At 70.8% G+C, this 22,208-nt stretch carries 24 protein-coding genes; 14 read left to right on the forward strand and 10 right to left on the reverse strand.

Features of this window, described 5'->3' with window-relative positions:
- Positions 1–59 precede the first annotated feature (59 nt).
- On the forward strand, positions 60–380 hold the full coding sequence (gene fdxA, locus AB5J49_RS31125) for a ferredoxin (protein WP_007495984.1): 321 nt from the start codon (positions 60–62) through the stop codon (positions 378–380).
- A 143-nt stretch (positions 381–523) separates the two neighbouring features.
- On the forward strand, positions 524–1,642 hold the full coding sequence (locus tag AB5J49_RS31130; protein ID WP_369172191.1) for a bifunctional succinyldiaminopimelate transaminase/glutamate-prephenate aminotransferase: 1,119 nt from the start codon (positions 524–526) through the stop codon (positions 1,640–1,642).
- A gap of 129 nt (positions 1,643–1,771) precedes the next feature.
- On the opposite strand, the gene AB5J49_RS31135 is transcribed toward AB5J49_RS31130, so the two are convergent.
- Both AB5J49_RS31135 and AB5J49_RS31140 read right to left on the reverse strand, forming a co-directional pair.
- The gene (locus tag AB5J49_RS31135) at positions 1,772–2,248 is read right to left on the reverse strand and encodes an ATP-binding protein (RefSeq protein WP_369172192.1); all 477 of its coding nucleotides are present in this window, start codon (positions 2,246–2,248) and stop codon (positions 1,772–1,774) included.
- A gap of 371 nt (positions 2,249–2,619) precedes the next feature.
- Positions 2,620–3,609 carry a heavy metal transporter gene (locus tag AB5J49_RS31140; protein ID WP_369172193.1) on the reverse strand — a complete coding sequence of 330 codons (990 nt, stop codon included), beginning with the start codon at positions 3,607–3,609 and terminating at the stop codon, positions 2,620–2,622.
- A gap of 85 nt (positions 3,610–3,694) precedes the next feature.
- On the opposite strand from AB5J49_RS31140, the gene dapE reads away from it, so the two are divergent.
- Positions 3,695–4,774 carry a succinyl-diaminopimelate desuccinylase gene (dapE, locus tag AB5J49_RS31145; RefSeq protein WP_369172194.1) on the forward strand — a complete coding sequence of 360 codons (1,080 nt, stop codon included), beginning with the start codon at positions 3,695–3,697 and terminating at the stop codon, positions 4,772–4,774.
- A gap of 154 nt (positions 4,775–4,928) precedes the next feature.
- Positions 4,929–5,687 (forward strand): TIGR00730 family Rossman fold protein, encoded by a 759-nt coding sequence (locus AB5J49_RS31150; RefSeq protein ID WP_369172195.1) that lies wholly within the window; start codon positions 4,929–4,931, stop codon positions 5,685–5,687.
- 231 nt (positions 5,688–5,918) lie between these two features.
- On the opposite strand, the gene folP is transcribed toward AB5J49_RS31150, so the two are convergent.
- Positions 5,919–6,779: a dihydropteroate synthase gene (gene folP, locus AB5J49_RS31155; protein ID WP_369172196.1), complete on the reverse strand. Its 861-nt coding sequence runs from the start codon at positions 6,777–6,779 to the stop codon at positions 5,919–5,921.
- 145 nt (positions 6,780–6,924) lie between these two features.
- On the opposite strand from folP, the gene AB5J49_RS31160 reads away from it, so the two are divergent.
- Positions 6,925–7,272 carry a DivIVA domain-containing protein gene (locus tag AB5J49_RS31160; protein ID WP_369172197.1) on the forward strand — a complete coding sequence of 116 codons (348 nt, stop codon included), beginning with the start codon at positions 6,925–6,927 and terminating at the stop codon, positions 7,270–7,272.
- Positions 7,272–7,859, forward strand: a complete 588-nt coding sequence (locus AB5J49_RS31165) for a DNA-3-methyladenine glycosylase I (RefSeq protein ID WP_369172198.1) — start codon at positions 7,272–7,274, stop codon at positions 7,857–7,859. The genes AB5J49_RS31160 and AB5J49_RS31165 overlap by 1 nt, the downstream gene beginning before the upstream one ends.
- Before the next feature lie 105 nt (positions 7,860–7,964).
- Here the strand turns inward: AB5J49_RS31165 and AB5J49_RS31170 are convergent, their stop codons facing one another.
- Entirely contained in the window at positions 7,965–8,768 is an 804-nt protein-coding gene (locus AB5J49_RS31170; protein ID WP_369172199.1) for an enoyl-CoA hydratase/isomerase family protein, read from the reverse strand.
- A gap of 64 nt (positions 8,769–8,832) precedes the next feature.
- Between AB5J49_RS31170 and AB5J49_RS31175 the strand changes: the two genes are divergently transcribed.
- Positions 8,833–8,997 (forward strand): hypothetical protein, encoded by a 165-nt coding sequence (locus tag AB5J49_RS31175; RefSeq protein WP_369172200.1) that lies wholly within the window; start codon positions 8,833–8,835, stop codon positions 8,995–8,997.
- A gap of 147 nt (positions 8,998–9,144) precedes the next feature.
- On the forward strand, positions 9,145–9,312 hold the full coding sequence (locus tag AB5J49_RS31180; RefSeq protein ID WP_003966491.1) for a DUF3117 domain-containing protein: 168 nt from the start codon (positions 9,145–9,147) through the stop codon (positions 9,310–9,312).
- Positions 9,313–9,436: 124 nt separating this feature from the next.
- Here AB5J49_RS31180 and AB5J49_RS31185 read toward each other — a convergent pair whose 3' ends face one another.
- Positions 9,437–10,135 carry an O-methyltransferase gene (locus AB5J49_RS31185; protein WP_369175326.1) on the reverse strand — a complete coding sequence of 233 codons (699 nt, stop codon included), beginning with the start codon at positions 10,133–10,135 and terminating at the stop codon, positions 9,437–9,439.
- A gap of 235 nt (positions 10,136–10,370) precedes the next feature.
- On the opposite strand from AB5J49_RS31185, the gene sigE reads away from it, so the two are divergent.
- From sigE to AB5J49_RS31210, 5 genes are all read left to right on the forward strand, one after another.
- Positions 10,371–11,069, forward strand: a complete 699-nt coding sequence (gene sigE, locus AB5J49_RS31190; RefSeq protein WP_369172201.1) for an RNA polymerase sigma factor SigE — start codon at positions 10,371–10,373, stop codon at positions 11,067–11,069.
- Complete coding sequence (locus AB5J49_RS31195) at positions 11,066–12,037, forward strand: anti-sigma factor (protein WP_369172202.1); 972 nt, start codon at positions 11,066–11,068, stop codon at positions 12,035–12,037. The genes sigE and AB5J49_RS31195 overlap by 4 nt, the downstream gene beginning before the upstream one ends.
- A 1,534-nt stretch (positions 12,038–13,571) precedes the next feature.
- The gene (locus tag AB5J49_RS31200; RefSeq protein ID WP_369172203.1) at positions 13,572–14,666 is read left to right on the forward strand and encodes a S1C family serine protease; all 1,095 of its coding nucleotides are present in this window, start codon (positions 13,572–13,574) and stop codon (positions 14,664–14,666) included.
- A 214-nt stretch (positions 14,667–14,880) separates the two neighbouring features.
- Entirely contained in the window at positions 14,881–15,339 is a 459-nt protein-coding gene (locus AB5J49_RS31205; RefSeq protein ID WP_369172204.1) for a sec-independent translocase, read from the forward strand.
- Between the two features lie 239 nt (positions 15,340–15,578).
- On the forward strand, positions 15,579–16,247 hold the full coding sequence (locus tag AB5J49_RS31210; RefSeq protein ID WP_369172205.1) for a hypothetical protein: 669 nt from the start codon (positions 15,579–15,581) through the stop codon (positions 16,245–16,247).
- Positions 16,248–16,326: 79 nt separating this feature from the next.
- Here AB5J49_RS31210 and AB5J49_RS31215 read toward each other — a convergent pair whose 3' ends face one another.
- Genes AB5J49_RS31215 through AB5J49_RS31225 form a run of 3 tightly spaced genes read right to left on the reverse strand, consistent with a single transcriptional unit; the run spans position 16,327 to position 19,385 of the window.
- Complete coding sequence (locus AB5J49_RS31215; protein ID WP_369172206.1) at positions 16,327–17,460, reverse strand: Mrp/NBP35 family ATP-binding protein; 1,134 nt, start codon at positions 17,458–17,460, stop codon at positions 16,327–16,329.
- Positions 17,461–17,503: 43 nt separating this feature from the next.
- On the reverse strand, positions 17,504–18,100 hold the full coding sequence (locus AB5J49_RS31220; RefSeq protein ID WP_369172207.1) for a DUF1003 domain-containing protein: 597 nt from the start codon (positions 18,098–18,100) through the stop codon (positions 17,504–17,506).
- The gene (locus tag AB5J49_RS31225) at positions 18,090–19,385 is read right to left on the reverse strand and encodes a CBS domain-containing protein (protein ID WP_369172208.1); all 1,296 of its coding nucleotides are present in this window, start codon (positions 19,383–19,385) and stop codon (positions 18,090–18,092) included. Before AB5J49_RS31225 ends, AB5J49_RS31220 begins: the two co-directional genes overlap by 11 nt.
- A 243-nt stretch (positions 19,386–19,628) precedes the next feature.
- On the opposite strand from AB5J49_RS31225, the gene AB5J49_RS31230 reads away from it, so the two are divergent.
- Positions 19,629–20,384: a hypothetical protein gene (locus tag AB5J49_RS31230; protein ID WP_369172209.1), complete on the forward strand. Its 756-nt coding sequence runs from the start codon at positions 19,629–19,631 to the stop codon at positions 20,382–20,384.
- A gap of 4 nt (positions 20,385–20,388) precedes the next feature.
- On the opposite strand, the gene AB5J49_RS31235 is transcribed toward AB5J49_RS31230, so the two are convergent.
- Positions 20,389–20,904, reverse strand: a complete 516-nt coding sequence (locus tag AB5J49_RS31235; protein ID WP_369172210.1) for a hypothetical protein — start codon at positions 20,902–20,904, stop codon at positions 20,389–20,391.
- Between the two features lie 32 nt (positions 20,905–20,936).
- Positions 20,937–22,052: a magnesium and cobalt transport protein CorA gene (locus tag AB5J49_RS31240; RefSeq protein WP_369172211.1), complete on the reverse strand. Its 1,116-nt coding sequence runs from the start codon at positions 22,050–22,052 to the stop codon at positions 20,937–20,939.
- Positions 22,053–22,208: the final 156 nt, after the last annotated feature.

Here is a 22,208-nt window from a genome sequence, read left to right on the forward strand (position 1 = left end):
GCGCCAGGCGGCGGAGCCTGAGGAGGCCCGCCAGCGCCCTATCGAGGAGGAACGACAGCGTGACCTACGTCATCGCGCAGCCTTGTGTCGACGTCAAGGACAAGGCGTGCATCGAGGAGTGCCCGGTCGACTGCATCTACGAGGGCCAGCGGTCCTTGTACATCCACCCGGACGAATGCGTCGACTGTGGTGCCTGTGAGCCGGTATGCCCGGTCGAGGCGATCTTCTACGAGGACGACACTCCGGAGGAGTGGAAGGACTACTACAAGGCGAACGTCGAGTTCTTCGACGAGCTCGGCTCGCCCGGCGGCGCCAGCAAGCTGGGTCTGATCGAGCGCGACCACCCGTTCGTCGCCGCGCTCCCGCCGCAGGCCGAGTAATCCCCACCGGCGACCCGCACAGCGTGCCGCCTCGGTCCCGTACGGCCTGATCTCCTTGATCGTCGTACGGGACCGAGGCGTTGCCGTATCCGGCATGAGCAGAGGCAGTACCAGCGGCTGTACCAGAAAGTGAGCCCGATCCCGTGTCCGCAGTCTCCGACCGCCTTCCGACCTTCCCCTGGGACAAGCTGGAGCCGTACAAGAAGACGGCCGCCGCGCACCCGGACGGCATCGTCGACCTCTCCGTCGGCACGCCGGTCGACCCGGTCCCCGAGCTGATCCAGAAGGCTCTGATCGACGCGGCGGACTCCCCGGGCTATCCGACGGTCTGGGGTACCCCGGCACTGCGTGACGCGATCACGGGCTGGGTGGAGCGCCGCCTGGGCGCCCGCGAGGTCACCCACCGCCACGTCCTCCCCATCGTCGGCTCCAAGGAACTGGTCGCCTGGCTCCCCACCCAGCTGGGCCTCGGCCCCGGCGACAAGGTGGCCTACCCGCGGCTGGCCTACCCGACGTACGAGGTGGGCGCCCGTCTGGCCCGCGCCGAGTACGAGGTGTACGACACGGAGGCATTCGCGGCCGACCCCGCGGGGGCGGAGCTGGACCCGCGCGGCCTGAAGCTGCTCTGGCTGAACTCCCCGTCCAACCCCACGGGCAAGGTCCTCTCCAAGCCGGACCTCACCCGGATCGTCGCCTGGGCCCGGGAACACGGTGTCCTGCTCTTCTCCGACGAGTGCTACCTGGAGCTGGGCTGGGAGGCCGACCCGGTCTCGGTCCTGCACCCGGATGTGAACGGCGGCTCGTACGAGGGCATCGTCGCGGTGCACAGCCTCTCCAAGCGCTCGAACCTGGCGGGGTACCGCGCCGCGTTCCTGGCCGGCGATCCGGACGTCCTCGGCCCGCTCCTGCAGATCCGCAAGCACGGCGGCATGATGACGTCGGCGCCGACCCAGGCGGCGGTGATCGCGGCCCTGGGCGACGACGAACACGTCCGCGTCCAGCGCGACCGCTACGCGGCCCGCCGCGGTGCCCTCCGCGGGGCCCTGGAAGCCCACGGCTTCCGCATCGAGCACAGCGAGGCGAGCCTCTACCTCTGGGCCACGCGAGACGAGACCTGCTGGGCCACGGTCTCCCACCTGGCCGAGCTCGGCATCCTGGTCGCCCCGGGCGACTTCTACGGTGAGGCGGGCGGCCGGCACGTCCGCGTGGCGTTCACGGCGACGGACGAGCGGGTGAGGGAAGCGGTGCGGCGCTTGGCGTGACGCCAACGGCCTCGCTGCTGCCGGTCCGGCCGCTGCCGACGTAGGGCAAGCAAAAACCGACGGGGCCCAGGGAACTCCCTGGGCCCCGTCGGCGGCTCAAGCCGGGCGCAGCCGAGCGGCAGCGGACCGTCAGCCGAGGGGAAGCGTCTGCACCGGGAGCGAGCCGGTCGAGGGCACACCGCTCGTCGTGGCCACGCCCGCCGTGTCACCGAGAACGCTGCCGACCGACCCGGCCACGCCACCCGCGGTCTCCTGAGCCGCGGGCGTCGCCTTCTTGGCGACCTTGCTGCCGGCCTTGGTCGCGGTCGGCACCGCCTTCTTCGCGGCCTTGCTGCCGGTCTTGGTCACCTTGTCGCCGGCCTTCTTAGCGGTCGGCAGCGCGCCGTCGACCGCGGTGTCGACGGCGCCACCCGCGAGCCCGGTGGCGTTCGTGGCCGCGCCGTCGACGACGCTCGTGCCGTCCAGGGCGGTCAGCCCGCCGACCTTCGAGGCGTCGGGCAGTTCAGGGGCCGCGCTGGCGGAGCCGGCCGCACCGACCCCGGCAGCCGCTCCCGCAGCGACGATCAGCGCGGCACGGGCGATCCGGCGGGTCAGGGGGAGGGACATGATGCTCCTTCGACGGTTATGTCGGATCAGGACGATGAAATGTCCGACCACGCCCGGCAGTTGACCGACTGGCTGTTGATCTCCGGGCTCGGACGCAGTGACTACCGCTCGAAGCCCCCGAAGGTTGCGGCGCGCCAATGTAAAGAGTTGGCAATGCGTCGCATTATCGCCTGCGGATAAAAACGGGCAAACAGAGCCGGGTGGGAAACCCCGCCGAATCCTTACAGCCCTTTGTTCTCAAGGCTTTTGACGGATTCGAGGGCGACCGCGCGAAAACCTGCCCACACCATCGCCGACCGACACCTCGGGTAACCCGCGAAGGTGATCCTCCGAACGGCCGCACGGGTGCTGCGCGAGTACGGCTGAGCCAACTACTGAGCCGTCACGATGCGGACCGAGTCCAGAGGGCTCTCCGCCCCCGAGGCGCCCTCCGAGGCACCTTCCGTAGCCGTCGCACGCCACTGGCTGTCCGTGTTCCCGGCGGTCCACTCCCGCCCGGCGTACGACACCCGCTGGATGTGTAGATCGGAGGCGTTGGCCACGGCCCAGTGGGCCAGCTGCCACCCGCGCTCGCGGACACTGCGCCCGGCACCGGACCCCCCGTCGGAGGTCACGGGCAGCACGACGGTCCGACCGTCGCGCTCGATCACGGAAGGAGCGGGCGTGGGCGTGGCCTTCTCGGCGCCCACCTCCGCGGCGGCCGGCTGGAGCGCGTCCCGCCCGAAGTCCCGTACGAGCGCGGCCCGTACGGTGTCCGGACCCCCGGTACGCGTGGCGCCGGGGCGCCCCTCGCAGGTCAGCGTCGCGGCCGAACGCCCGGTGAGTGCGGCGGCGAGCAGCGTCGCGTCCGGCTCGTGCTTGGCGTACGCCTCCGGAAAGCCGCTGCGCTGCACGCGCTGCGCGGCGACGGTGAGCGGCAACTCCGCGTAGCCGCGGACCTTGGCCAGGTGCTCGTAGAAGACGCCCGCCGAGTAGATCGGGTCCAGGATCTCCTGCTCCGTGCCCCAGCCCTGCGAGGGCCGCTGCTGGAACAGGCCCAGCGAGTCGCGGTCGCCGTGGCTGATGTTGCGCAGTCCCGACTCCTGCAGCGCGGTGGCGAGCGCGATGGTCACGGCCCGTTCGGGCAGCCCGCGGCCGGTTCCGACGGCGGCGATCGTCGCCGCGTTCACCGCCTGCTCCGGCGTGAACTCGTATCTCGACGCGTCGCCCTTGCCCGAGACGACCTCGCAGCCCGGCTCGCCCGTGCCTCCGGTGACGTACTGCACCGCGAGATACCCCGCGACGGCGAGCAGGACCACGAAGGCCGCCCCGCGACGCAGGAGGCGGCCACGACGTTTGGAAGAGGGGGACGACTCTGGCACGCCCTACAAGGTAGCCGAGGTTACTGGGGGGTATGGGTCGAGTGGGGAAAGTGTGCCGGCGGCCGGGGGCGTTAGGGTCGGCAGCATGGCCGACACATCCCTTGACCTCACGCTGGACGCCGCGCGGCTCACCGCGCAGCTCGTCGACTTCCCCTCCGTCAGCGGCACCGAGCAACCCCTCGCGGACGCCATCGAGACGGCCCTGCGCGCCCTGCCGCACCTGACGGTCGAGCGGTACGGAAACAACGTCGTGGCGCGTACGGACCTGGGGCGGCCCGAGCGCGTGATCCTCGCCGGCCACATCGACACCGTGCCCATCGCGGACAACGTCCCGTCGAGGCTGGACGAGGACGGCGTCCTGTGGGGCTGCGGCACCTGTGACATGAAGTCGGGCGTCGCGGTCCAGCTGCGCATCGCGGCGACGGTCCCGGCCCCGAACCGCGACCTCACCTTCGTCTTCTACGACAACGAAGAGGTGACCGCGGACCTCAACGGCCTCAAGCATGTGTCCGAGGCCCGCCCCGAGTGGCTGGAGGGCGACTTCGCGGTCCTCCTGGAGCCGTCGGACGGCGAGGTGGAGGGCGGCTGCCAGGGCACGCTCAGGGTCCTGCTCAAGACCAAGGGCGAGCGCGCCCACTCCGCGCGCAGCTGGATGGGCTCGAACGCGATCCACGCGGCGGCGCCGATCCTGGCGAAGCTGGCGTCGTACGAACCCCGCTACCCGGTGATCGACGGCCTGGAGTACCGCGAGGGCCTGAACGCGGTCGGCATCACGGGCGGCGTGGCGGGCAACGTCATCCCCGACGAATGCGTCGTGACCGTCAACTTCCGCTACGCGCCGGACCGTACGGAGGAGGAGGCCGTCGCGCACGTCCGCGAGGTCTTCGCCGACTGCGGGGTCGAGGAGTTCGTGGTGGACGACCACAGCGGCGGCGCGCTGCCGGGGCTGTCCCATCCGGCGGCAGCGGCGTTCATGGAGGCGGTCGGAGGCATCGCTCGCCCCAAGTACGGCTGGACGGACGTCTCCCGCTTCTCGTCCCTGGGCATCCCGGCGGTGAACTACGGCCCCGGTAACCCGCACTTGGCCCACAAGCGGGACGAACGGGTGGAGACCGGGAAGATCCTGGCGGGGGAGGAGCGGCTGAGGGCATGGCTCACGGCGTAGCGCCGCGGTGAGGGGCGGGCGGGCTTGGCGTGCGGATTGCGGGACGGCGCTTCATGGCGGTCATGCTCACGTCCCCCGTCCGTAACCCGGGTGGATCTACGCTGAGGTGGAACGACCTGCAGCACCAGCAGGCCCCGCAGCGGAGGGAGCGCACATGGCTACCGGTAACCCCGAGGGGAAGAAGCAGCCACCGTCGGAGCAGCGTCTGGGACCGGTGATCCGGAGGCGGGGCCAAGTGACGGCGAGTACGACCGACCAGCGACTGCTGGACGCGGGCGGCCCCTCGGACTGGGTCCACACGGACCCCTGGCGCGTACTCCGTATCCAGTCGGAGTTCATCGAGGGCTTCGGCACGCTCGCCGAACTCCCGGCGGCGATCAGCGTGTTCGGCTCGGCGCGCACACCGGTCGACTCTCCCGAGTACGACGCCGGAGTCCGGCTCGGCAGAGGCCTGGTCGAGGCCGGCTTCGCGGTGATCACGGGCGGTGGCCCCGGCGCCATGGAGGCGGCGAACAAGGGCGCGTGCGAGGCGGGCGGCATCTCGGTCGGCCTCGGCATCGAGCTCCCCTTCGAGCAGGGCCTCAACCCCTACGTCGACATCGGCCTGAACTTCCGGTACTTCTTCGTCCGCAAGATGATGTTCGTCAAGTACGCCCAGGGTTTCGTGGTCCTCCCCGGCGGCCTCGGCACCCTCGACGAACTCTTCGAGGCCCTCACCCTGGTCCAGACCCAGAAGGTCACCCGCTTCCCGATCGTCCTGTTCGGCAGCGAGTACTGGGGCGGCCTCGTCGACTGGCTGAAGAACACACTGATCGCCCAGGGCAAGGCCTCGGAGAAGGACCTGCTCCTGTTCCACGTCACCGACGACGTGGAGGAAGCGGTGGCGCTGGTGTCCAAGGAGGCGGGGCGCTAGCGCCGGCCTTGAGCCGACGACTGCAAGGGGGCGGCCCCTCGGTCCACTGTCCCAGGGGGCTTCTCTTCTCAACGCCGGTCCAGGCGCTTTCAGCCCGTCCGGCGTTTGAGGACGAGGCCCGTTCAGGGCCGAAGCGGGGGTCTGGGTGCTGCAGGCCCCCAGGAACCGGGGTCAAAGGGGCAGCGCCCCTTCAGGATGGGACGGGTAGGGGCGGCGGGGGCGAGACAAACGTCAGGCCAGCCCCCGCCGCGCCACCGCCGGCGCCCGGCGCCCCGCGATCGACGCCACCATGTCCAGCACCTGCCGGGTCTCCGCCACCTCATGGACCCGATACACCTGCGCCCCCAACCACGCCGACACCGCGGTCGTGGCCAACGTCCCCACCACCCGCTCCTTCACAGGCTTGTCCAGCGTCTCCCCGACGAAGTCCTTGTTGGAGAGGGACACCAACACCGGCCACCCCGTCTCCACCATCTCCCCCAGCCGCCGGGTCGCCTCAAGACTGTGCCGCGTGTTCTTCCCGAAGTCGTGCCCGGGATCGATCAGGATCGACTCCCGCGGCACCCCCAGCGCCAACGCCCGCTCCGCCAACCCCACCGTCACCCGAAGAATGTCGGCCATGACGTCGTCGTACGTCACCCGATGCGGCCGAGTCCGAGGCTCGGCACCTCCCGCATGCGTGCACACCAGCCCCACCCCGTACCGCGCAGCGACCTCCGCCAGCCCCGGATCCACCCCACCCCACGCGTCGTTCAGCAGATCCGCCCCCGCCTCGCACACCGCCGCACCGACCTCGGCCCGCCAGGTGTCCACACTGATCACGACATCCGGGAAACGCCGCCGCACCTCGGCCACGAACCCGACCGTCCGCCGCGCCTCCTCCTCGGCCGTCACCTCTTCCCCCGGCCCGGCCTTGACCCCACCGATGTCGATGATCGCCGCCCCCTCCGCCACCGCCCGCTCCACGCGCGCGAGGGCGGGCTCGTCGCGGAACGTCGCCCCTTGGTCGTAGAAGGAGTCCGGGGTCCGGTTCACGATCGCCATGATCACCGGCTCGTGCGTGTCGAACTCACGCCTGCCCAGCCTGAGCATCCCCTGTGACCTCTCCTAGTACGTCCTGGCAAGTCGCCGGCCTTGGGCCGCCTGCGACCCTAACTGTCAGAGTCGCATGGCACGATCGGACCCTGACACACTCGACCGCTCGCATTCACCGACCGTGGGGGCCACAGCGATGGTTATGTTCTTGTTCCTGGTCGTCGCGCTCGCCGTCGTGGTCGCCGCGGTGACGCTCGCCGTGGTGGGCGGCGGCGAGGGCGACGGTCCCTTGCCGGAGGCCGCGCCCGAGCGCCTGCAGGACCTGCTGCCGCTGGACCGCCCGATCAACCACGTGGACATCGAGACCCTCCGCTTCCCGCTCGCCGCCCGCGGCTACCGCATGTCCGACGTCGACGACGCCCTCAGCCGCCTCGGCGCCGAGCTCGCCGAGCGCGACGCCCGTATCGCCGACCTGGAGTCCGCGCTGGCGGGCGCGCAGGCGTCGGCCGGCCATGTGTCGATGGAGAAGCGCGCCCAGGAGGACCAGTAATGAGCGACGGTACGGCCCTCGCCGGCCCGGACGGCGCCCTGCGTTGCCCGTGGGCGCTGTCCACCGCGGACTACGTGACGTACCACGACGAGGAGTGGGGCCGCCCGGTCCACGGCGACGACGCGCTCTACGAACGCCTCAGCCTGGAGGCCTTCCAGTCGGGCCTGTCCTGGATCACGATCCTGCGCCGCCGCGAGGGCTTCCGCGCCGCCTTCGCAGGCTTCGAGATCGCCAAGGTCGCGACCTTCACGGACTCCGACAAGGACCGCCTCCTCGCCGACGAGGGCATCATCCGCAACCGGGCCAAGATCGACGCGACCCTCGCCAACGCCCGCGTGCTCGCCGACTGGGCCCCGGGCGAACTGGACGCCCTGATCTGGTCCCACGCGCCGGATCCGACCACCCGCCCGGTCCCGAAGACCTTGGCGGACGTCGCGGCGGTCACCCCCGAATCGACGGCCCTGTCCAAGGCCCTGAAGAAGCGCGGCCTGCGCTTCGTGGGCCCGACGACGGCATACGCCCTGATGCAAGCGTGCGGCCTGGTCGACGACCACTTGGAAACCTGCGTCGCGAGAAGCGCCCCCTGAGGGGCGCGGGACCGTATCGATCTGCGGCTGGCGCCGCGGGGGCGCGACCGATCCGGACGACCGCAGCCCCCACGGCGCGCGCCCGCTACAGTCCCGAGCTCGAGCTCATCGGCCCAAGTACTTCGGCCTCTCCTTGTTGACGAAGGCCTGCACAGCGATCGCGTGGTCCTCCGAGGACCCCGCCCGCGTCTGCAGCTCGTCCTCCTTCTCCAAGGTCTCCTCCAGGGAGTGCGACAACCCGAACGCCATCGCCTCCTTGATCGCCCCGTACGCCACCGTCGGCCCCTCGGCAAGCGCCCGTGCCACCTTCTCGGCCTCCGCGCGCAGCTCACCCGCAGGCACCAGCCGGTTGGCGATACCGAGCTCGTACGCCTCCTGCGCCTTGATGCTCCGCGGGAAGAGCAGCAGGTCGGCGGCGCGGCCCGGGCCGACGACCCGCGGCAGCGTCCACGAGATCCCGGAGTCGGCGGTCAGCGCGACCCCCGCGAAGGACGTGTTGAACGCAGCCGTGTCGGCCACGACCCGATAGTCCGCGGCCAGCGCGAAACCGAAGCCCGCCCCGGCCGCGACCCCGTTCACACCGGCCACCACGGGCTTCGGCATCCCGGTCAGCGCCCGCACGATCGGGTTGTAGTGCTCCCGCACCGTGCTCATCGTCTGCCCCGACCCGGTCTCCCGGTCGGAGACCAGCAGCCCGATGTGCTCCTTCAGGTCCTGGCCCACGCAGAACGCCCGCTCCCCGGCCGCGGTCAGCAGCACGGCCCGTACCGCGTCGTCGCCCGCCGCAGCCTGGACCGCGTCCCGCAGGGCGACCTTGGCCGCGATGCTCAGCGCGTTCATCGCCTCGGGGCGGTTCAGCGTGATCGTCGCGAGTCCGTCGCTCACCTCGTAGAGCACGGTGTCGGCCATGGCGTATCCCCTCCGGTGTCGCGGCTGCGCGTACTCGTCGGTACGCACTTGTCTGAAGGACAGCATGGCGGAGATCACCGACAACGGCTCTGACCGGACGTGTGACCTGCGTCAAAGAATTCGTGTCCGGTTCTGTTCGGCCGAAGCGCGTGCGATGGCGCAGTATCGCAGTCACATCGCCGAATTGAGTGGTTTTGCTCGCGCGCGTTGCCCAAGCGATGCCGACTGATGTTGGTCATCGGGTCCTGAGATGCGGGATAATGGCCTGGAAGCAATGTGTTCGATGCCGGTGACGCGTGTCTCATACCAGACACACGTGCCCTCCCATGGGGCCGTCGGCTTTGACGATGAGCTGGTTTCAGGAAGGGGAACGAGCATGGCGGCCATGAAGCCGCGGACGGGCGATGGCCCGCTCGAGGTGACCAAGGAGGGGCGGGGCATCGTCATGCGCGTTCCGCTCGAAGGCGGCGGTCGGCTCGTCGTCGAGCTGACTCCTGACGAGGCCGACGCGCTGGGCGACGCCCTCAAGAAGGTCGTCGGCTGACGCGGAAGCGACCCTTACCTTTCGGCGGCCCCGGCATCGCACATGGTGCCGGGGTCGTTGCTTGCTTCAGTTCGCCGCTTCTTCCGTACGTCCGTACGTCCATGACGTACGGACGGTCAAACGGTCATCGCTTGACCGCGCACAGCAGCCCGTCCCCGACCGGCAGCAGCGACGGCACCAGCTCCTGGCTCTCCCGCACCGCGCGCAGCAGCTCCCGGATACGTATGACTTCCGTGGGCTGCGGGCCCGAGTCCACCGTGCGGCCGTTGGCGAAGACGCCCTCGAAGACGACGAGGCCACCCGGACGCAGCAGACGCAACGATTCAGCGAGATAGTCGAGGAACTCCAGCCGGTCGCCGTCACAGAAGACGAGGTCGTAACCGGCGTCCGCGAGGCGGGGCAGGACATCGAGGGCGCGGCCCGGGATGAAGCGGGCGCGGTTGCTGGCGAAGCCGGAGGCGCGGAAGGCCTGGCGGGCGAACTGCTGGTGTTCGGGTTCGGGGTCCACCGTGGTCAGAACGCCGTCGGGGCGCATGCCGTGCAGGAGGTGGATGCCGGAGACGCCGGTGCCGGTACCGATCTCCGCCACCGCCTTCGCGTCCACCGAGGCGGCCAGCAATCGCAGCGCGGCGCCCGTGCCGGGCGACACCGAGCGCAGTCCCGCCTCACGGGCCCGGTCCCGGGCCCAGCGCAGGACTTCGTCCTCGGCGACGTAGGCGTCGGCGAACGCCCAGCTCGTCTGCCGGTTGCCGGTAATGACCCTCTCCTGTCCCCGTGGTTGCCTGGGCGTGACTGTATCCGTTGGTGGCGGGAACCCGCAGATGGGACCAGGCGTTTAGAGGGGTGGGAAGACGAGCGGGGGGACACAGTTGGATCACGACGACGAGCAGGGCCGCGAGCAAGTGCTGACGCAGGCGCACCAGCCGTGTCAGCCCAGATCAAATTCTCGTAAAACCGCTTATCCGGAGCTAACGGGCGAGGTGGCTATGGTAGGGGCTCCACTGGACACCACCAGAGCCGACAGGGGAGGTGCGGCTGCGCCTTTGGACCGGGGAGGAGTGCTGCGGCGCTTTCTCGGGTCGTCGGGCAGGCCGAAATCCGTGAACGACACCGCTGACCACAGCCACGCCGGCGACTACGCCCAGACCGCGACCTTCTCCACCGACGCGGACGGGCAGGCGTGGACTCCGCCCACGTGGGAGGAGATCGTCAGCACGCACAGCGGCCGCGTCTACCGTCTGGCCTACCGCCTGACGGGCAACCAGCACGACGCCGAGGACCTCACCCAGGAGGTCTTCGTCCGCGTCTTCCGCTCCCTGTCGACATACACGCCGGGCACCTTCGAGGGCTGGCTGCACCGCATCACCACGAACCTCTTCCTCGACATGGTCCGCCGCAAGCAGCGCATCCGTTTCGACGCGCTGGGCGATGACGCGGCCGAGCGGCTGCCCAGCAAGGAGCCCACGCCGCAGCAGGTCTTCAACGACGCGCACTTCGACGCGGACGTCCAGCAGGCCCTCGACACCCTCGCACCCGAGTTCCGCGCCGCGGTCGTCCTGTGCGACATCGAAGGACTGTCGTACGAGGAGATCGCCGCGACCCTGGGCGTCAAGCTCGGCACCGTCCGGTCCCGTATCCACCGTGGCCGCTCGCAGCTGCGCAAGGCCCTCGCCCACCGTTCGCCGGAGGCGCGCGCCACCCGCCGCTCCTTCGTGCCGCGGGTGGCCGCACTGGGAGGAGGGGGCGCGACCGCGTGAGTGGCTCTCGACCCAACCCCACAGAACGGCTCCTGGCCGAGCAGCACCTGGGAGACCGACTCTCCGCCCTCGTCGACGGAGAGCTCGGTCATGAGACGCGCGAGCGCGTCCTGGCCCACCTGGCGACCTGTGCCAGGTGCAAGGCCGAGGTCGACGCCCAGCGCCGGCTGAAGAACGTCTTCGCGGAGGCGGCCCCGCCGCCTCCCTCCGAGAGTTTCCTGGCCCGCCTTCAGGGCCTCCCCGGGGGAGGTGACCTGGACGGCGGCGGCTCGCCGCTGGGCGGGGGAGGATTCGGCGGACTGACCGGGCGGCCCGGCGCCACCGGGGCGTTCGGCGTGAAGCGGGGCGACCGCTTCGAGTTCGGATACGTCCCGTCGCGTCCTCATGCCCCGGCGCTCCCCGCCTCGGACCGCGGCTTCCGCACCCACCCCGTGGGCCGTCCTGAATCCGATCGCTCCGGGTCCTCCCGTATGCGGTTCGCGTTCGTCGCGGCGGGTGCGGTGTCGCTGGCCGCGATCGCGCTGGGAGGTGTCACGTCGAGCGCGCCGATCGACGCGGAGGCGCGCGGCGGCTCGGGCGGCAGCAATGTGACACCGGCCCGGACGCAGGGCACCGGTGTCGCGACGGCACCCGAGAACCAGCGCCGCCGTGGAGTCGGCCCGCTGCTCGCCCAGGGGCAGGGCGAGCAGACGCTCGACACCCCGGCCGCCCCGACCGAGGTGTCGGCTCCCCTTCTGCCAGGGATGCCCGCCCAGCCCGCCGTCCAGGACATGCGCACCCTGACGGCGCCCGTGGTGGCCGGCGCGGCCGCCATGTCCCCACTCATACGCCCGCTCAGCGAGACCCCGCCGCTCTCTCTGACCGCTTGGTCCACGACCCCCGAGGTCATGGCGACCCCCGACCTGCTCGCCGCACCCGTCCCCGACGCGACGTCATCCCCCTCCGCCTCCCCCGCCACCAGTCGCTGACCCGGCCTCTGCGCAGCGGCCCACGAACCTGATTGAATCCGGGGTGGGCCGCGCGCCGTGCCGGTGGGCCGGGCGCGGAGTCGATGAACCGCGGCCGCCGTCGACGCCGCGTGCCGGATGGGGGAGGTAGCACGAAGTCGCCGGTTTCTGAGGGGACTTGAGCGCGACAGCGCAGAGTTGAGTAGGCATTCGGGCGCCGGGACGTTCCTGGTGACGGCCTGCCGAGGAACCAGGGTTGGCGAGCCGGCAGACCTCAGTCGTCGCCCCGGGCTGCGGGATGACGGCCGACCGTTTCTCCTGGCACGCGGCGGAGAGCGAAGCGTCCTACTCGGGCAACGGTCAGCAGCGAGCAGGAAGCAGAGCATGAACGAGGGGAAGCCCGCGAAGGCGAAGTGGTGGAACCGACCCCGGCCGCAGGGTCCGTCGGTCCGGGCGGAGGACACCGAGCCGACGCCGGGCGAGATGAGCGGGACGGTGCCCGGCGCATCGGACACGACCGAGCGCACGGCGCCTGACGGCACCGGCGAGCGCGGTCTCGATGGCGACACGCACGGTGGCGGCGACGCGCACGGGGACGGCGACTTCGAACTGGCGCTGCCCGCTGCGCGAGGTGGGGCCGACCGCGTGGCTTCGGCCGAGGGTGACTTCGAGCTTCCTCGCCCCGCTGTGAATGGCGGCGGGGGTGCGACTTCGGCCGAGGGTGACTTCGAGCTACCCCGCCCTGCCGTGAACGCCAGTGGTGGCGGCGTGGCCTCCGCTGACGGCGACTTCGAGCTGGCGCGGCCGGGTGGGGCGCCTGTGTCCGGCCCGTCCGCCGACGGCGCGGTCACTGTTCCCGCAGTGTCCGCCGACGGCGCCGCCGCTGTGGCAGAGCCCGTCGATGAACGCCCCAAGCCCCTGCACGACCCCGACCCCTACAGCACCCCGCCCTACGGCGAGCCCGGTCCTTGGGCGCCCGCTCCGCCGGTCCAGCACCCGGCGACCACACCGGCGCACGGGACGGCCGCACCGGCGCCGACACCGCCGGCGCACACCCTGCCGGCGGCCACGCCTGGTCTGCCGACCCCGATGCAGGGCGCGCAGACCGCAGCGCAAGGCACGCCCGTGTCATCGACAGCCGCGGTCCCGGCCCCCGGCGCTCCAGCCCCGGCGCCGGCCCATGGCATCCCCGCACAGGCGGCCCCCGCGGCCCCCGGCGTGCCCACCCAAGCAGCGCCCCTTGGATCCGGCGTGCCCACGTCGCCGCCCCCCGGCCCCGGTGCACCGGCGGCGACAGTCGGCATTCCCGCCGCAGCGGCCCCGATGGCCGGCATCCCCGCCCAGGCACAGTCGGCCCCCGCCCACGCGACCCCAGACCCCGCCTACGCCGACCCCCACCCCCCACCAACCCCTGGCAGAACTACGACCCCTGGGCCCCCCGCACCCCCCCGCCGACCCCGCGCACCCCACCCACCCGACCCACCCCTCCGCCCCTCTCCAGCAGACCGGCGCCGCCGTCGCCACCGACCGGCAGCGGCGTAAGCGTGCCAAGAAGGTGCTCGTTGTCGGGGCCGTGTTGATCGCCGTCGTGTCCGGTGGCGTCGGCGGTGTGGTGGGGGCGTATCTCGAGCGCAACGGTGGTGTGGGGGACGTGGAGCTGCCGCAGGCCGCGGCCGAGGCGCCCGGGCGGGCGCCGGACAGTGTCGCCGGGATCGCCGCTCGTGCTCTGCCCAGCGTCGTGACGCTGCATGTGAGCGGGAGCGAGGAGCAGGGCACCGGAACCGGCTTCGTGCTCGACGACCGTGGTCACATCCTCACCAACAACCATGTCGTCGAACCCGCGGGTGACAGCGGCGAGATATCCGTGACCTTCCACAGCGGTGACACCGCCAAGGCCACCGTCGTCGGACGGGACAGCGGCTATGACCTCGCCGTCGTCAAGGTCACCGGCGTCAGCGGCCTCAAGCCCCTGCCGCTCGGCAACTCCGACAACGTCCAGGTCGGCGACCCCGTCGTCGCCATCGGCGCCCCGTTCGACCTGGCCGGCACCGTGACCTCCGGCATCATCAGCGCCAAGGAGCGGCCCATCACGGCCGGCGGCGGGAGCGGCGACGGGAGCGATGTGTCGTACGTCGACGCTCTCCAGACCGACGCGCCCATCAATCCCGGCAACTCCGGTGGCCCCCTCCTCGACGCCCGCGCCCGCGTCATCGGCATCAACTCCGCCATCCGCTCCGCCGACACCGGCTCCGACCTGGACAGCGGCCAGTCCGGCTCCATCGGCCTGGGCTTCGCCATACCGGTCAACCAGGCCAAGCGTGTCGCCGAGGAGCTGATCAACACCGGTAAGGCCACCCACCCGGTCATCGGCGTCACCCTCGACATGGACTACAGCGGCGACGGCGCCCGCGTCGGCACGAAGGGCGGCGACGGCGGCTCAGCGGTCTCCGAGGGCGGCCCCGGCGACAAGGCCGGCATCAAGGCGGGCGACGTCATCACCGAGGTCGACGGCCAGCGCGTCCACTCCGGCGAGGAACTCATCGTCAAGACCCGTGCCCACCGCCCCGGCGACCGGCTCGAACTGACCTTGGAGCGCGGCGGCAAGGAGATCAGGGTCTCGCTGACACTCGGCTCGTCGAGCGGTCGCTGAGACTCACAGAAACCTCACAGCGCACATCGCCCGACCGCCCCACTTGGGCCCTGACAAGGCAAACAACCCGGAAAACCGCACGTTCATCGCATTCGGAGGCCTCGGGACAGTACCGGTCGTAGCGGATCGCCGGGTACCGTGGATCCGGCCCGGACCACGGAAGACCCAGAGACCGCCGAGGGCCGAGGACCGAGGACATCGCAAGGAGCTTCAGGTGTTCAATGACATAGGACCGCTCGAGCTGGTGACGCTCGTTGTCCTCGCCGTGCTCGTCTTCGGTCCGGACAAGCTCCCGAAGCTCATCCAGGACGCCACGCGGACGATCCGCAAGATCCGCGAGTTCTCGGAGAGCGCCAAGCAGGACATCCGGCAGGAGCTGGGACCGGAGTTCAAGGACTTCGAATTCGAGGACCTCAACCCCAAGACGTTCATCCGCAAGCAGCTGGACAACGACGAACTGGGGCTGAACGAGATCCGCAACGGCTTCGACCTGAAGAAGGAAATGGCCGAGGTCACCGACGCGGTCCACGGCCGCGACGCGGAGTCGTCCGGGTCCTCGTCGTCCTCCTCGTCGTCCGCCATCTCCGGTTCCTCCGGCGGCAGCATCGACATGACGAAGAAGCCCGAGAGCCCCCGCGAGGAGCGCCCGCCCTACGACGCGGACGCCACCTGAGCCGTACGAAAGCCGTACGAACACAGGGGCGGATCACCACTCATACGTGACGCTTCTCATACTCCGCCCGGGTCGCGCACGGCCTGAACCCGCCCCTTGTGCGCCTCGCGCGCCGGGCGCTTTCCATACTGCCAGGAGCGGTGTGGCTATGCTGCCGAGTTGTTGTGCGGACCGGACGAGTACGCCCGAAGGGGGGCGGGCCGGGCTGGTCCGGCGAGAACGAGGAGGCGTCCGGGCACATGGAGACGACGAGTCAGACGACTGGTCGGGCGGTCGCGCATGCACCGGCCGCGGAGAGTGGACAGCAGGTCCCCTCCGCCCGGCGCACGGTCGACGGCTACCTGTTGGCGCCCTTCCCTTGGTACGGCCTCGACGAGGCCTTCACGGGGCCGCGCTGGCTGATGCAGGTCGGTATGGCGGCCGACGGGGCCGTGGAACACGGATCGATCGGGCACGGTGACGAGCCCTCCGTACGGAACGAAGGGACGGAGGACCGCGAGAAGTTCGCGGTGGTGGTGACCGTCGCGGCGAACCCGTCCCGCAGGAGCGCCGACGGCACGGGGCTGCTGGAGGCCACGTCGGTGGCCTCGGCGGCGTGGCTCGCGGGGGTGGGGCTGCTGTCGTTCACCTGGCCCGGGCAGATGGACCACTCGCTGCGCGACGACTGGCTGGACCAGCAGACGGAGACCGCGTGGGCCCTCGCGGACGACCTGGCGGGTCCGGACTGGTCGACGCTCTCGCTGCCGGTGGACGGCGTCCCCACGCCCTTCCACTACCGCGAGTCCGAGTTCGGCTGGGTACTGGCCGGCTCGACTCAGGAGGGGGTGCACGTGGGGGCGTACGGGAGAGGCCTGAGCGCCTATGGCCTCGGGTTCGCGATGATCAAGGACATCTCGGCGTACGCCTAGACATCGCCCTGCACTAGGACGCAGTCACGCCGATGGGGGCGCCGTCTCACCGGACGGCGCCCCCATCGGCGTACAGGAATCAGAACTTGTTGCGCGGCGTGATGCCCAGCGACATGCCCGACAGGCCCCGCTGCCGTCCCCCGAGCTTCCCCGCGATCGACCGCAGGGCCGAGCCCGCCGGGGAGTCCGGGTCCGTCAGGACCACCGGCTTGCCCTCGTCGCCGCCCTCGCGCAGACGGACGTCGATGGGGATGCTGCCGAGGACCGGAACGTTCGTGCCCGTCGTACGCGTGAGGCCGTCCGCGACCACCTGGCCGCCGCCCGTGCCGAAGACGTCGACCATCTCGTCGCAGTGCGGACAGGGCAGGCCGGACATGTTCTCGACCACGCCGACGATCTTCTGGTGGGTCTGGACGGCGATGGAGCCCGCCCGCTCGGCCACTTCCGCGGCCGCCTGCTGCGGGGTCGTCACGACCAGGATCTCGGCGTTCGGGACCAGCTGGGCCACGGAGATCGCGATGTCGCCGGTGCCGGGCGGGAGGTCGAGGAGCAGGACGTCCAGGTCGCCCCAGTACACGTCCGCCAGGAACTGCTGCAGCGCCCTGTGGAGCATCGGGCCGCGCCACACGACCGGGGCGTTGCCCGGGGTGAACATGCCGATGGAGATGACCTTCACGCCGTTCGCGGACGGCGGCATGATCATGTTCTCGACCTGGGTCGGACGCCCGTCGGCGCCCAGCATGCGCGGCACGCTGTGGCCGTAGATGTCGGCGTCGACGACGCCCACCTTCAGGCCGTCGGCCGCCATGGCCGCCGCCAGGTTGACCGTCACCGAGGACTTGCCGACGCCGCCCTTGCCGGACGCGACCGCGTACACGCGGGTGAGCGAGCCGGGCTTGGCGAAGGGGACCTCGCGCTCGGCGGTGCCGCCGCGCAGGGCGTTCGCCAGCTCCTTGCGCTGCTCGTCGCTCATCACGTCGAGCGTGACGTCGACGCGGGTGACGCCCTCGACCCCGGAGACCGCGTCCGTCACCCGCTGCGTGATCGTCTCGCGCATCGGGCAGCCGGAGACCGTCAGGTACACGGTGACCGCGACCGCTCCGTCCGCGCCGATCTCCACCGACTTGACCATCCCGAGCTCCGTGATGGGTCGGTTGATCTCCGGGTCGTTCACCGTCGCCAGTGCTTCACGCACCGCGTCTTCCGTAGCCATAGTGACGATGGTACGGCGCGGTAGCCATGCCCCGGAAAGCCTGTCAGCGGTCGTCTACGTCACGTCCCGGCGACCGATCTGCCGGGAATACCCTGTGCTCGCGGTGACCGTTGTGCCGCTCCTCCAGCTCTTTCGCCAGATCCTGCAGCTCCGAGCGCATCCAGTCACGGGTGGCCACCTCGCCCAGCCCGATCCGCAGCGCGGCGATCTCGCGGGTCAGGTACTCGGTGTCGGCGATCGACCGCTCGTTCTGTTTGCGGTCCTGTTCGAGGTTGACCCGGTCGCGGTCGTCCTGCCGGTTCTGCGCGAGCAGGATCAGCGGGGCGGCGTACGAGGCCTGCAGGGACAGGACCAGGGTGAGGAAGATGAACGGGTACTCGTCCCAGCGCAGGTCGCTCGGTGCGGCGATGTTCCACAGCACCCACACGATGATCACGACCGTCATCCAGACGAGGAACCGCCCGGTACCGATGAAGCGGGCGACCCGCTCCGACAGCCGTCCGAAGGCCTCCGGGTCCCACTCGGGCAGGACCCTGCGGCGCGGCGGCCGGGGTTGGTCGAGGCGTGCGCGGGGTGCCCTGGTGGCCGCGGTGGCGCCCGACGCCACGCGCTCGCGTGTGCCCTCCCGCTCAGGAGCCATGGGCCGCCACCCCCTCGCCCGTGTCCTCGTCCAGGTGGAACTCGGTCTCCCGCCAGTCCTCGGGCAGCATGTGGTCCAGCACGTCGTCGACGGTCACCGCGCCCAGCAGCGACCCGGACTCGTCGACCACGGGCGCCGCGACCATGTCGTACGTCGCGAAGAACCCGGCGACGACCGGCAGCGAGGCCTCCGGCGCCAGGGCCTCCAGTGCCTCGTCGACGAGCGAGCTGACCAGGGTGTACGGCGGGTCGCGCAGCAGGCGCTGGAAGTGGACCGTGCCGAGGTACTTGCCGGTGGGCGTCTCGTCGGGCGGGCGGCATACGTAGACCTGGGCGGCGAGGGCGGGGGACAGGTCGGGGTTGCGGACCCGGGCGAGGGCGTCGGCGACGGTGGCGTCGGGGCGCAGGATGATCGGCTCCGTCGTCATCAGACCGCCGGCCGTGTGCTCCTCGTACGCCATCAGGCGGCGCATGTCGGCCGCGTCGGCGGGCTGCATCAGGCTCAGCAGCCGCTCCTGGTCGTCCTCCGGGAGCTCACCGAGCAGGTCGGCGGCATCATCCGGGTCCATGGCCTCCAGGACGTCCGCGGCGCGCTCCTCCTTCAGCTTGCCGAGGATCTCGATCTGGTCGTCCTCCGGGAGCTCTTCGAGTACGTCGGCGAGGCGGTCGTCGTCGAGGGCCGCGGCGACCTCGGCGCGGCGCTTGGGGGAGAGGTGGTGCAGGACGTTGGCGAGGTCGGCGGGGCGCAGCTGCTCGAAGGTGGCGAGGAGGCTCTCGGCGCCCTGTCCCTTCTCCTCCAGGGTGAAGCCGGTGACGGCGGACCACTCGACGGTCAGCGACTCGCCCTTGGCCCGCCGGAAGGTGCCGCTCTTGCCGCCCTTTCGTACGAACACCTTGTCGATCTCCCAGTCCCGGCGGGCCGGCAGCTGGTGCACCGACAGGTCGAGTACCGTGACCTCCTCGCCGCTCTCGACGAGGGTGACGCGCCGGTCGAGCAGTTCACCGAAGACGAGGCGCTCGGTGGGGCGCTGCTCGAAGCGGCGGACGTTGAGCACGCCGGTGGTGAGGACCTGGCCGGACTCGATGCTCGTCACGCGGGTCATGGGCATGAAGACGCGGCGCCGGGTGGCGAGTTCGACGACGAGGCCGAGCAGCCGCGGAGGGCGTCGGCCGACGCGCAGCATGACGACCAGATCGCGGACGCGGCCCACCTGATCGCCGTTCGGGTCGAAGGCGGCGACGCCGGCGAGGTGCGAGACGAAGATCCGGGGGGCGCCGGCTGCCATGGCTGCGGCTCCTTTGTGTGCGGGTGTGCCGTGTTGCTGTCGCTGTTTGTTCGCTGTTTGTTCGCTGTTTCGCTTGCTGTGCCGGTTTTCCGAATTGCCCGCTCGGGTGGGCTTCAGGCTAGCCCGTCCGGATCCGATACGCCCTGGTGAGCGGTCCGGACGGACTGGCTCCGCCGGGGACCTGACCGCCCGGTACGCTGCCGTACGCCGCTCGGGTCCCATGACAGAAAGGCAGCCCCACCTGTGACTGCGATTCCCCAGGGTCGTACTCGCCGGGCCACGCTGGTGAGCGCCGCGTGCGCCCTGGTCGTGTCGGGAACGGCACTGACGGGATGCAGCGAGGACCCCGACGAGGGCACCAACGGGGTGGGCAAGCTGCCCGCCGCCGAGATCCAGCGCAAGACCCGTGCGGCCGCCGACTCCACCGATGCGGTGCGCCTCTCCGGGAACGTGGTGACCAGTGGGCGCACCTACAAACTCGACATGCGGCTGAAATCCGACGGTGCGACGGGGTCGGTCACCGTGCAGGGGGCGACGTTCCAGCTGCTGCGGATCGGTGAGCAGCTGTATCTGAAGGCCGACGCCGGATTCTGGAGCGACGCGGGCGGCGAGGGCGGCGAGGGCAAGGGAGATGCCGCGGCCGCGGACAAGCTGAACGGCAAGTTCGTGAAGGTGCCGCAGGGCGACCCCTCGTACAAGAAGTTCAGCGGCTTCACCGACAAGGACGTCCTCCTCGACGGCCTGTTGACCCTCCACGGCAAGCTGGCGACGGACGGCCACCACGAGCAGGACGGCACCCGCACCATCCGCATCAACGGCGACGCAGGCTCCGGCGGCACCCTCGACGTCTCCCTGGAGGGCACCCCGTACCCCCTGAGCCTGACCCGGGCCGGCGGTGGGGGCACCTTGACCTTCTCGTCCTGGGGCAAGGCCTTCGCGCTGGAGAAGCCGGCGAAGGACGAGACGGTGGACTACGGCAGGCAGCTGCCGACGTCGTGACCGCCTATCGGCGCCGCTTTTTCTTCTTCAACAGCAGCCGCGGAAGCCCGGCGGGGATCGGCTGACGGGTCGTGGCCGGGGAAGGCAACGGCGCCTCGGCCAGGGAGCCGTCCGGCAGCGGGGCGGTGGTTCCCGTCGGCTCCAGGCGCAGCACCCGGCACTCGCGGGCCCAGCGGGCCGGCATGGCCTCGCCGTCGGGGGCGTTGAGACGCTTGCCCTTCAGCTCGGCGACCGTCGCCTCCCACTGCTCGGAGCCCGAGGCGAGTTCGACGACCTTCGCGCTCCAGGAGACCAGCCGGCCGCCCTTGTCCTTGCTGCGCACGGTGACCTCGGCGAAGCCGCCGTCGGCCAGCCCCGGCAGCGGCTGCTCGCCCGGCCCGTCGCCCACGAGACACGCCGCACCCTCGTGCCACACGTGCCACAGCGCCCGGGCGGGGACACCGGGGCCCTTGACCCAGATGAGGCCGGACTTCTTCGTGGCCTCCTCGACGAGGGCCTGGTCGAGCAGCTCGCTTGTCATGGCCCAAGCCTATCCAGTGGTCTTCGGCCCGCTCAGAGCCATCCGTTCCGCTTCAGCGTGCGGTGGATGCCGAGGCAGAGGACCACCGTGATGCTCATGATCACCGGGTAGCCGTACTTCCAGTGCAGCTCGGGCATGTGCTTGAAGTTCATCCCGTACACACCGCACACCATCGTCGGTACGGCGATGATCGCGGCCCACGACGTGATCTTGCGCATGTCCTCGTTCTGCGCCACGGACGCCTGCGCGAGGTTGGCCTGGAGGATCGAGTTGAGGAGCTCGTCGAAGCCGATGACCTGCTCCTGCACGCGGGCGAGGTGGTCGGCGACGTCCCGGAAGTACTTCTGGATGTCCGGGTCGATCAGCCGCATCGGTCGCTCGCTCAGCAGCTGCATGGGACGCAGCAGGGGCGACACCGCGCGCTTGAACTCCAGTACCTCACGCTTGAGTTGGTAGATCCGCCCCGCGTCCGTACCGCGCGGCGTCCCCTTCCGGCCCGGCGAGAACACCTCCGTCTCCACCTCGTCGATGTCGTCCTGCACCGCGTCGGCGACGGCGACGTACCCGTCGACGACATGGTCGGCGATCGCGTGCAGCACGGCCGACGGGCCCTTGGCGAGCAGCTCGGGGTCGTCCTGCAGCCGGTGCCGCAGCGCCCGCAGCGAGCCCTGGCCACCGTGCCGGACGGTGATGAAGAAGTCCCGCCCGGTGAAGCACATGACCTCGCCGGTCTCGACGATCTCGCTGTTGGCGGTGAGTTCGTCGTGCTCGACGTAGTGGATGGTCTTGAAGACGGTGAACAGGGAGTCGTCGTACCGCTCCAGCTTGGGGCGCTGGTGGGCCTGCACCGCGTCCTCGACGGCCAGCGGGTGCAGCCCGAACTCGCTGGCGATACCGGAGAATTCGGCCTCGGTCGGCTCGTGCAGGCCGATCCACACGAAGCCGCCGTCACGCCGCACCTGGCGCATCGCCTCGTGCGGGGTCAGGGGCTTCGGGCTCTGGACGCGGGCGCCGTTGCGGTACACCGCGCAGTCGACGACGGCGGAGGGCGTCGCCGGGTCGCGGGTGGTGTCGTACACGCCGGTGTCCTTGCGCAGTGAGATGCGGGACGGGCGGACCACGGCACGCAGGTCGCGGATCATCGACATGAGCAGGCTCCTTCGCAACGGGCAACGAAGCGCGGAGGGCCGCCGGCCGGGTGGAACTGCCCGGAATGGGGACGTCCTGACCTCAGGATGTTTGGCACGTCCACAAAGCGGGGAGCACCGCACCGTCGCGGTGGCGGGCTTCGTTGCTGATTCAGA

Source organism: Streptomyces sp. R28 (genome assembly GCF_041052385.1).
GTDB lineage: Bacteria > Actinomycetota > Actinomycetes > Streptomycetales > Streptomycetaceae > Streptomyces.

What these genes read in the sequence shown, in the direction of transcription:
- AB5J49_RS31175 (WP_369172200.1), top strand. Translation starts at nt 8,833, where the DNA reads ATGGCGGAGATCACCGACAACGGCTCTGACCGGACGTGTGACCTGCGT.
- AB5J49_RS31165 (WP_369172198.1), top strand. Translation starts at nt 7,272, where the DNA reads ATGAGCGACGGTACGGCCCTCGCCGGCCCGGACGGCGCCCTGCGTTGC.
- AB5J49_RS31160 (WP_369172197.1), top strand. Translation starts at nt 6,925, where the DNA reads ATGTTCTTGTTCCTGGTCGTCGCGCTCGCCGTCGTGGTCGCCGCGGTG.
- AB5J49_RS31135 (WP_369172192.1), bottom strand. Translation starts at nt 2,248, where the DNA reads ATGTCCCTCCCCCTGACCCGCCGGATCGCCCGTGCCGCGCTGATCGTC.
- AB5J49_RS31150 (WP_369172195.1), top strand. Translation starts at nt 4,929, where the DNA reads ATGGCTACCGGTAACCCCGAGGGGAAGAAGCAGCCACCGTCGGAGCAG.
- AB5J49_RS31220 (WP_369172207.1), bottom strand. Translation starts at nt 18,100, where the DNA reads ATGGCTCCTGAGCGGGAGGGCACACGCGAGCGCGTGGCGTCGGGCGCC.
- AB5J49_RS31215 (WP_369172206.1), bottom strand. Translation starts at nt 17,460, where the DNA reads ATGGCTACGGAAGACGCGGTGCGTGAAGCACTGGCGACGGTGAACGAC.
- AB5J49_RS31225 (WP_369172208.1), bottom strand. Translation starts at nt 19,385, where the DNA reads ATGGCAGCCGGCGCCCCCCGGATCTTCGTCTCGCACCTCGCCGGCGTC.
- AB5J49_RS31240 (WP_369172211.1), bottom strand. Translation starts at nt 22,052, where the DNA reads ATGTCGATGATCCGCGACCTGCGTGCCGTGGTCCGCCCGTCCCGCATC.
- AB5J49_RS31210 (WP_369172205.1), top strand. Translation starts at nt 15,579, where the DNA reads ATGGAGACGACGAGTCAGACGACTGGTCGGGCGGTCGCGCATGCACCG.
- AB5J49_RS31170 (WP_369172199.1), bottom strand. Translation starts at nt 8,768, where the DNA reads ATGGCCGACACCGTGCTCTACGAGGTGAGCGACGGACTCGCGACGATC.
- AB5J49_RS31235 (WP_369172210.1), bottom strand. Translation starts at nt 20,904, where the DNA reads ATGACAAGCGAGCTGCTCGACCAGGCCCTCGTCGAGGAGGCCACGAAG.
- dapE (WP_369172194.1), top strand. Translation starts at nt 3,695, where the DNA reads ATGGCCGACACATCCCTTGACCTCACGCTGGACGCCGCGCGGCTCACC.
- folP (WP_369172196.1), bottom strand. Translation starts at nt 6,779, where the DNA reads ATGCTCAGGCTGGGCAGGCGTGAGTTCGACACGCACGAGCCGGTGATC.
- AB5J49_RS31180 (WP_003966491.1), top strand. Translation starts at nt 9,145, where the DNA reads ATGGCGGCCATGAAGCCGCGGACGGGCGATGGCCCGCTCGAGGTGACC.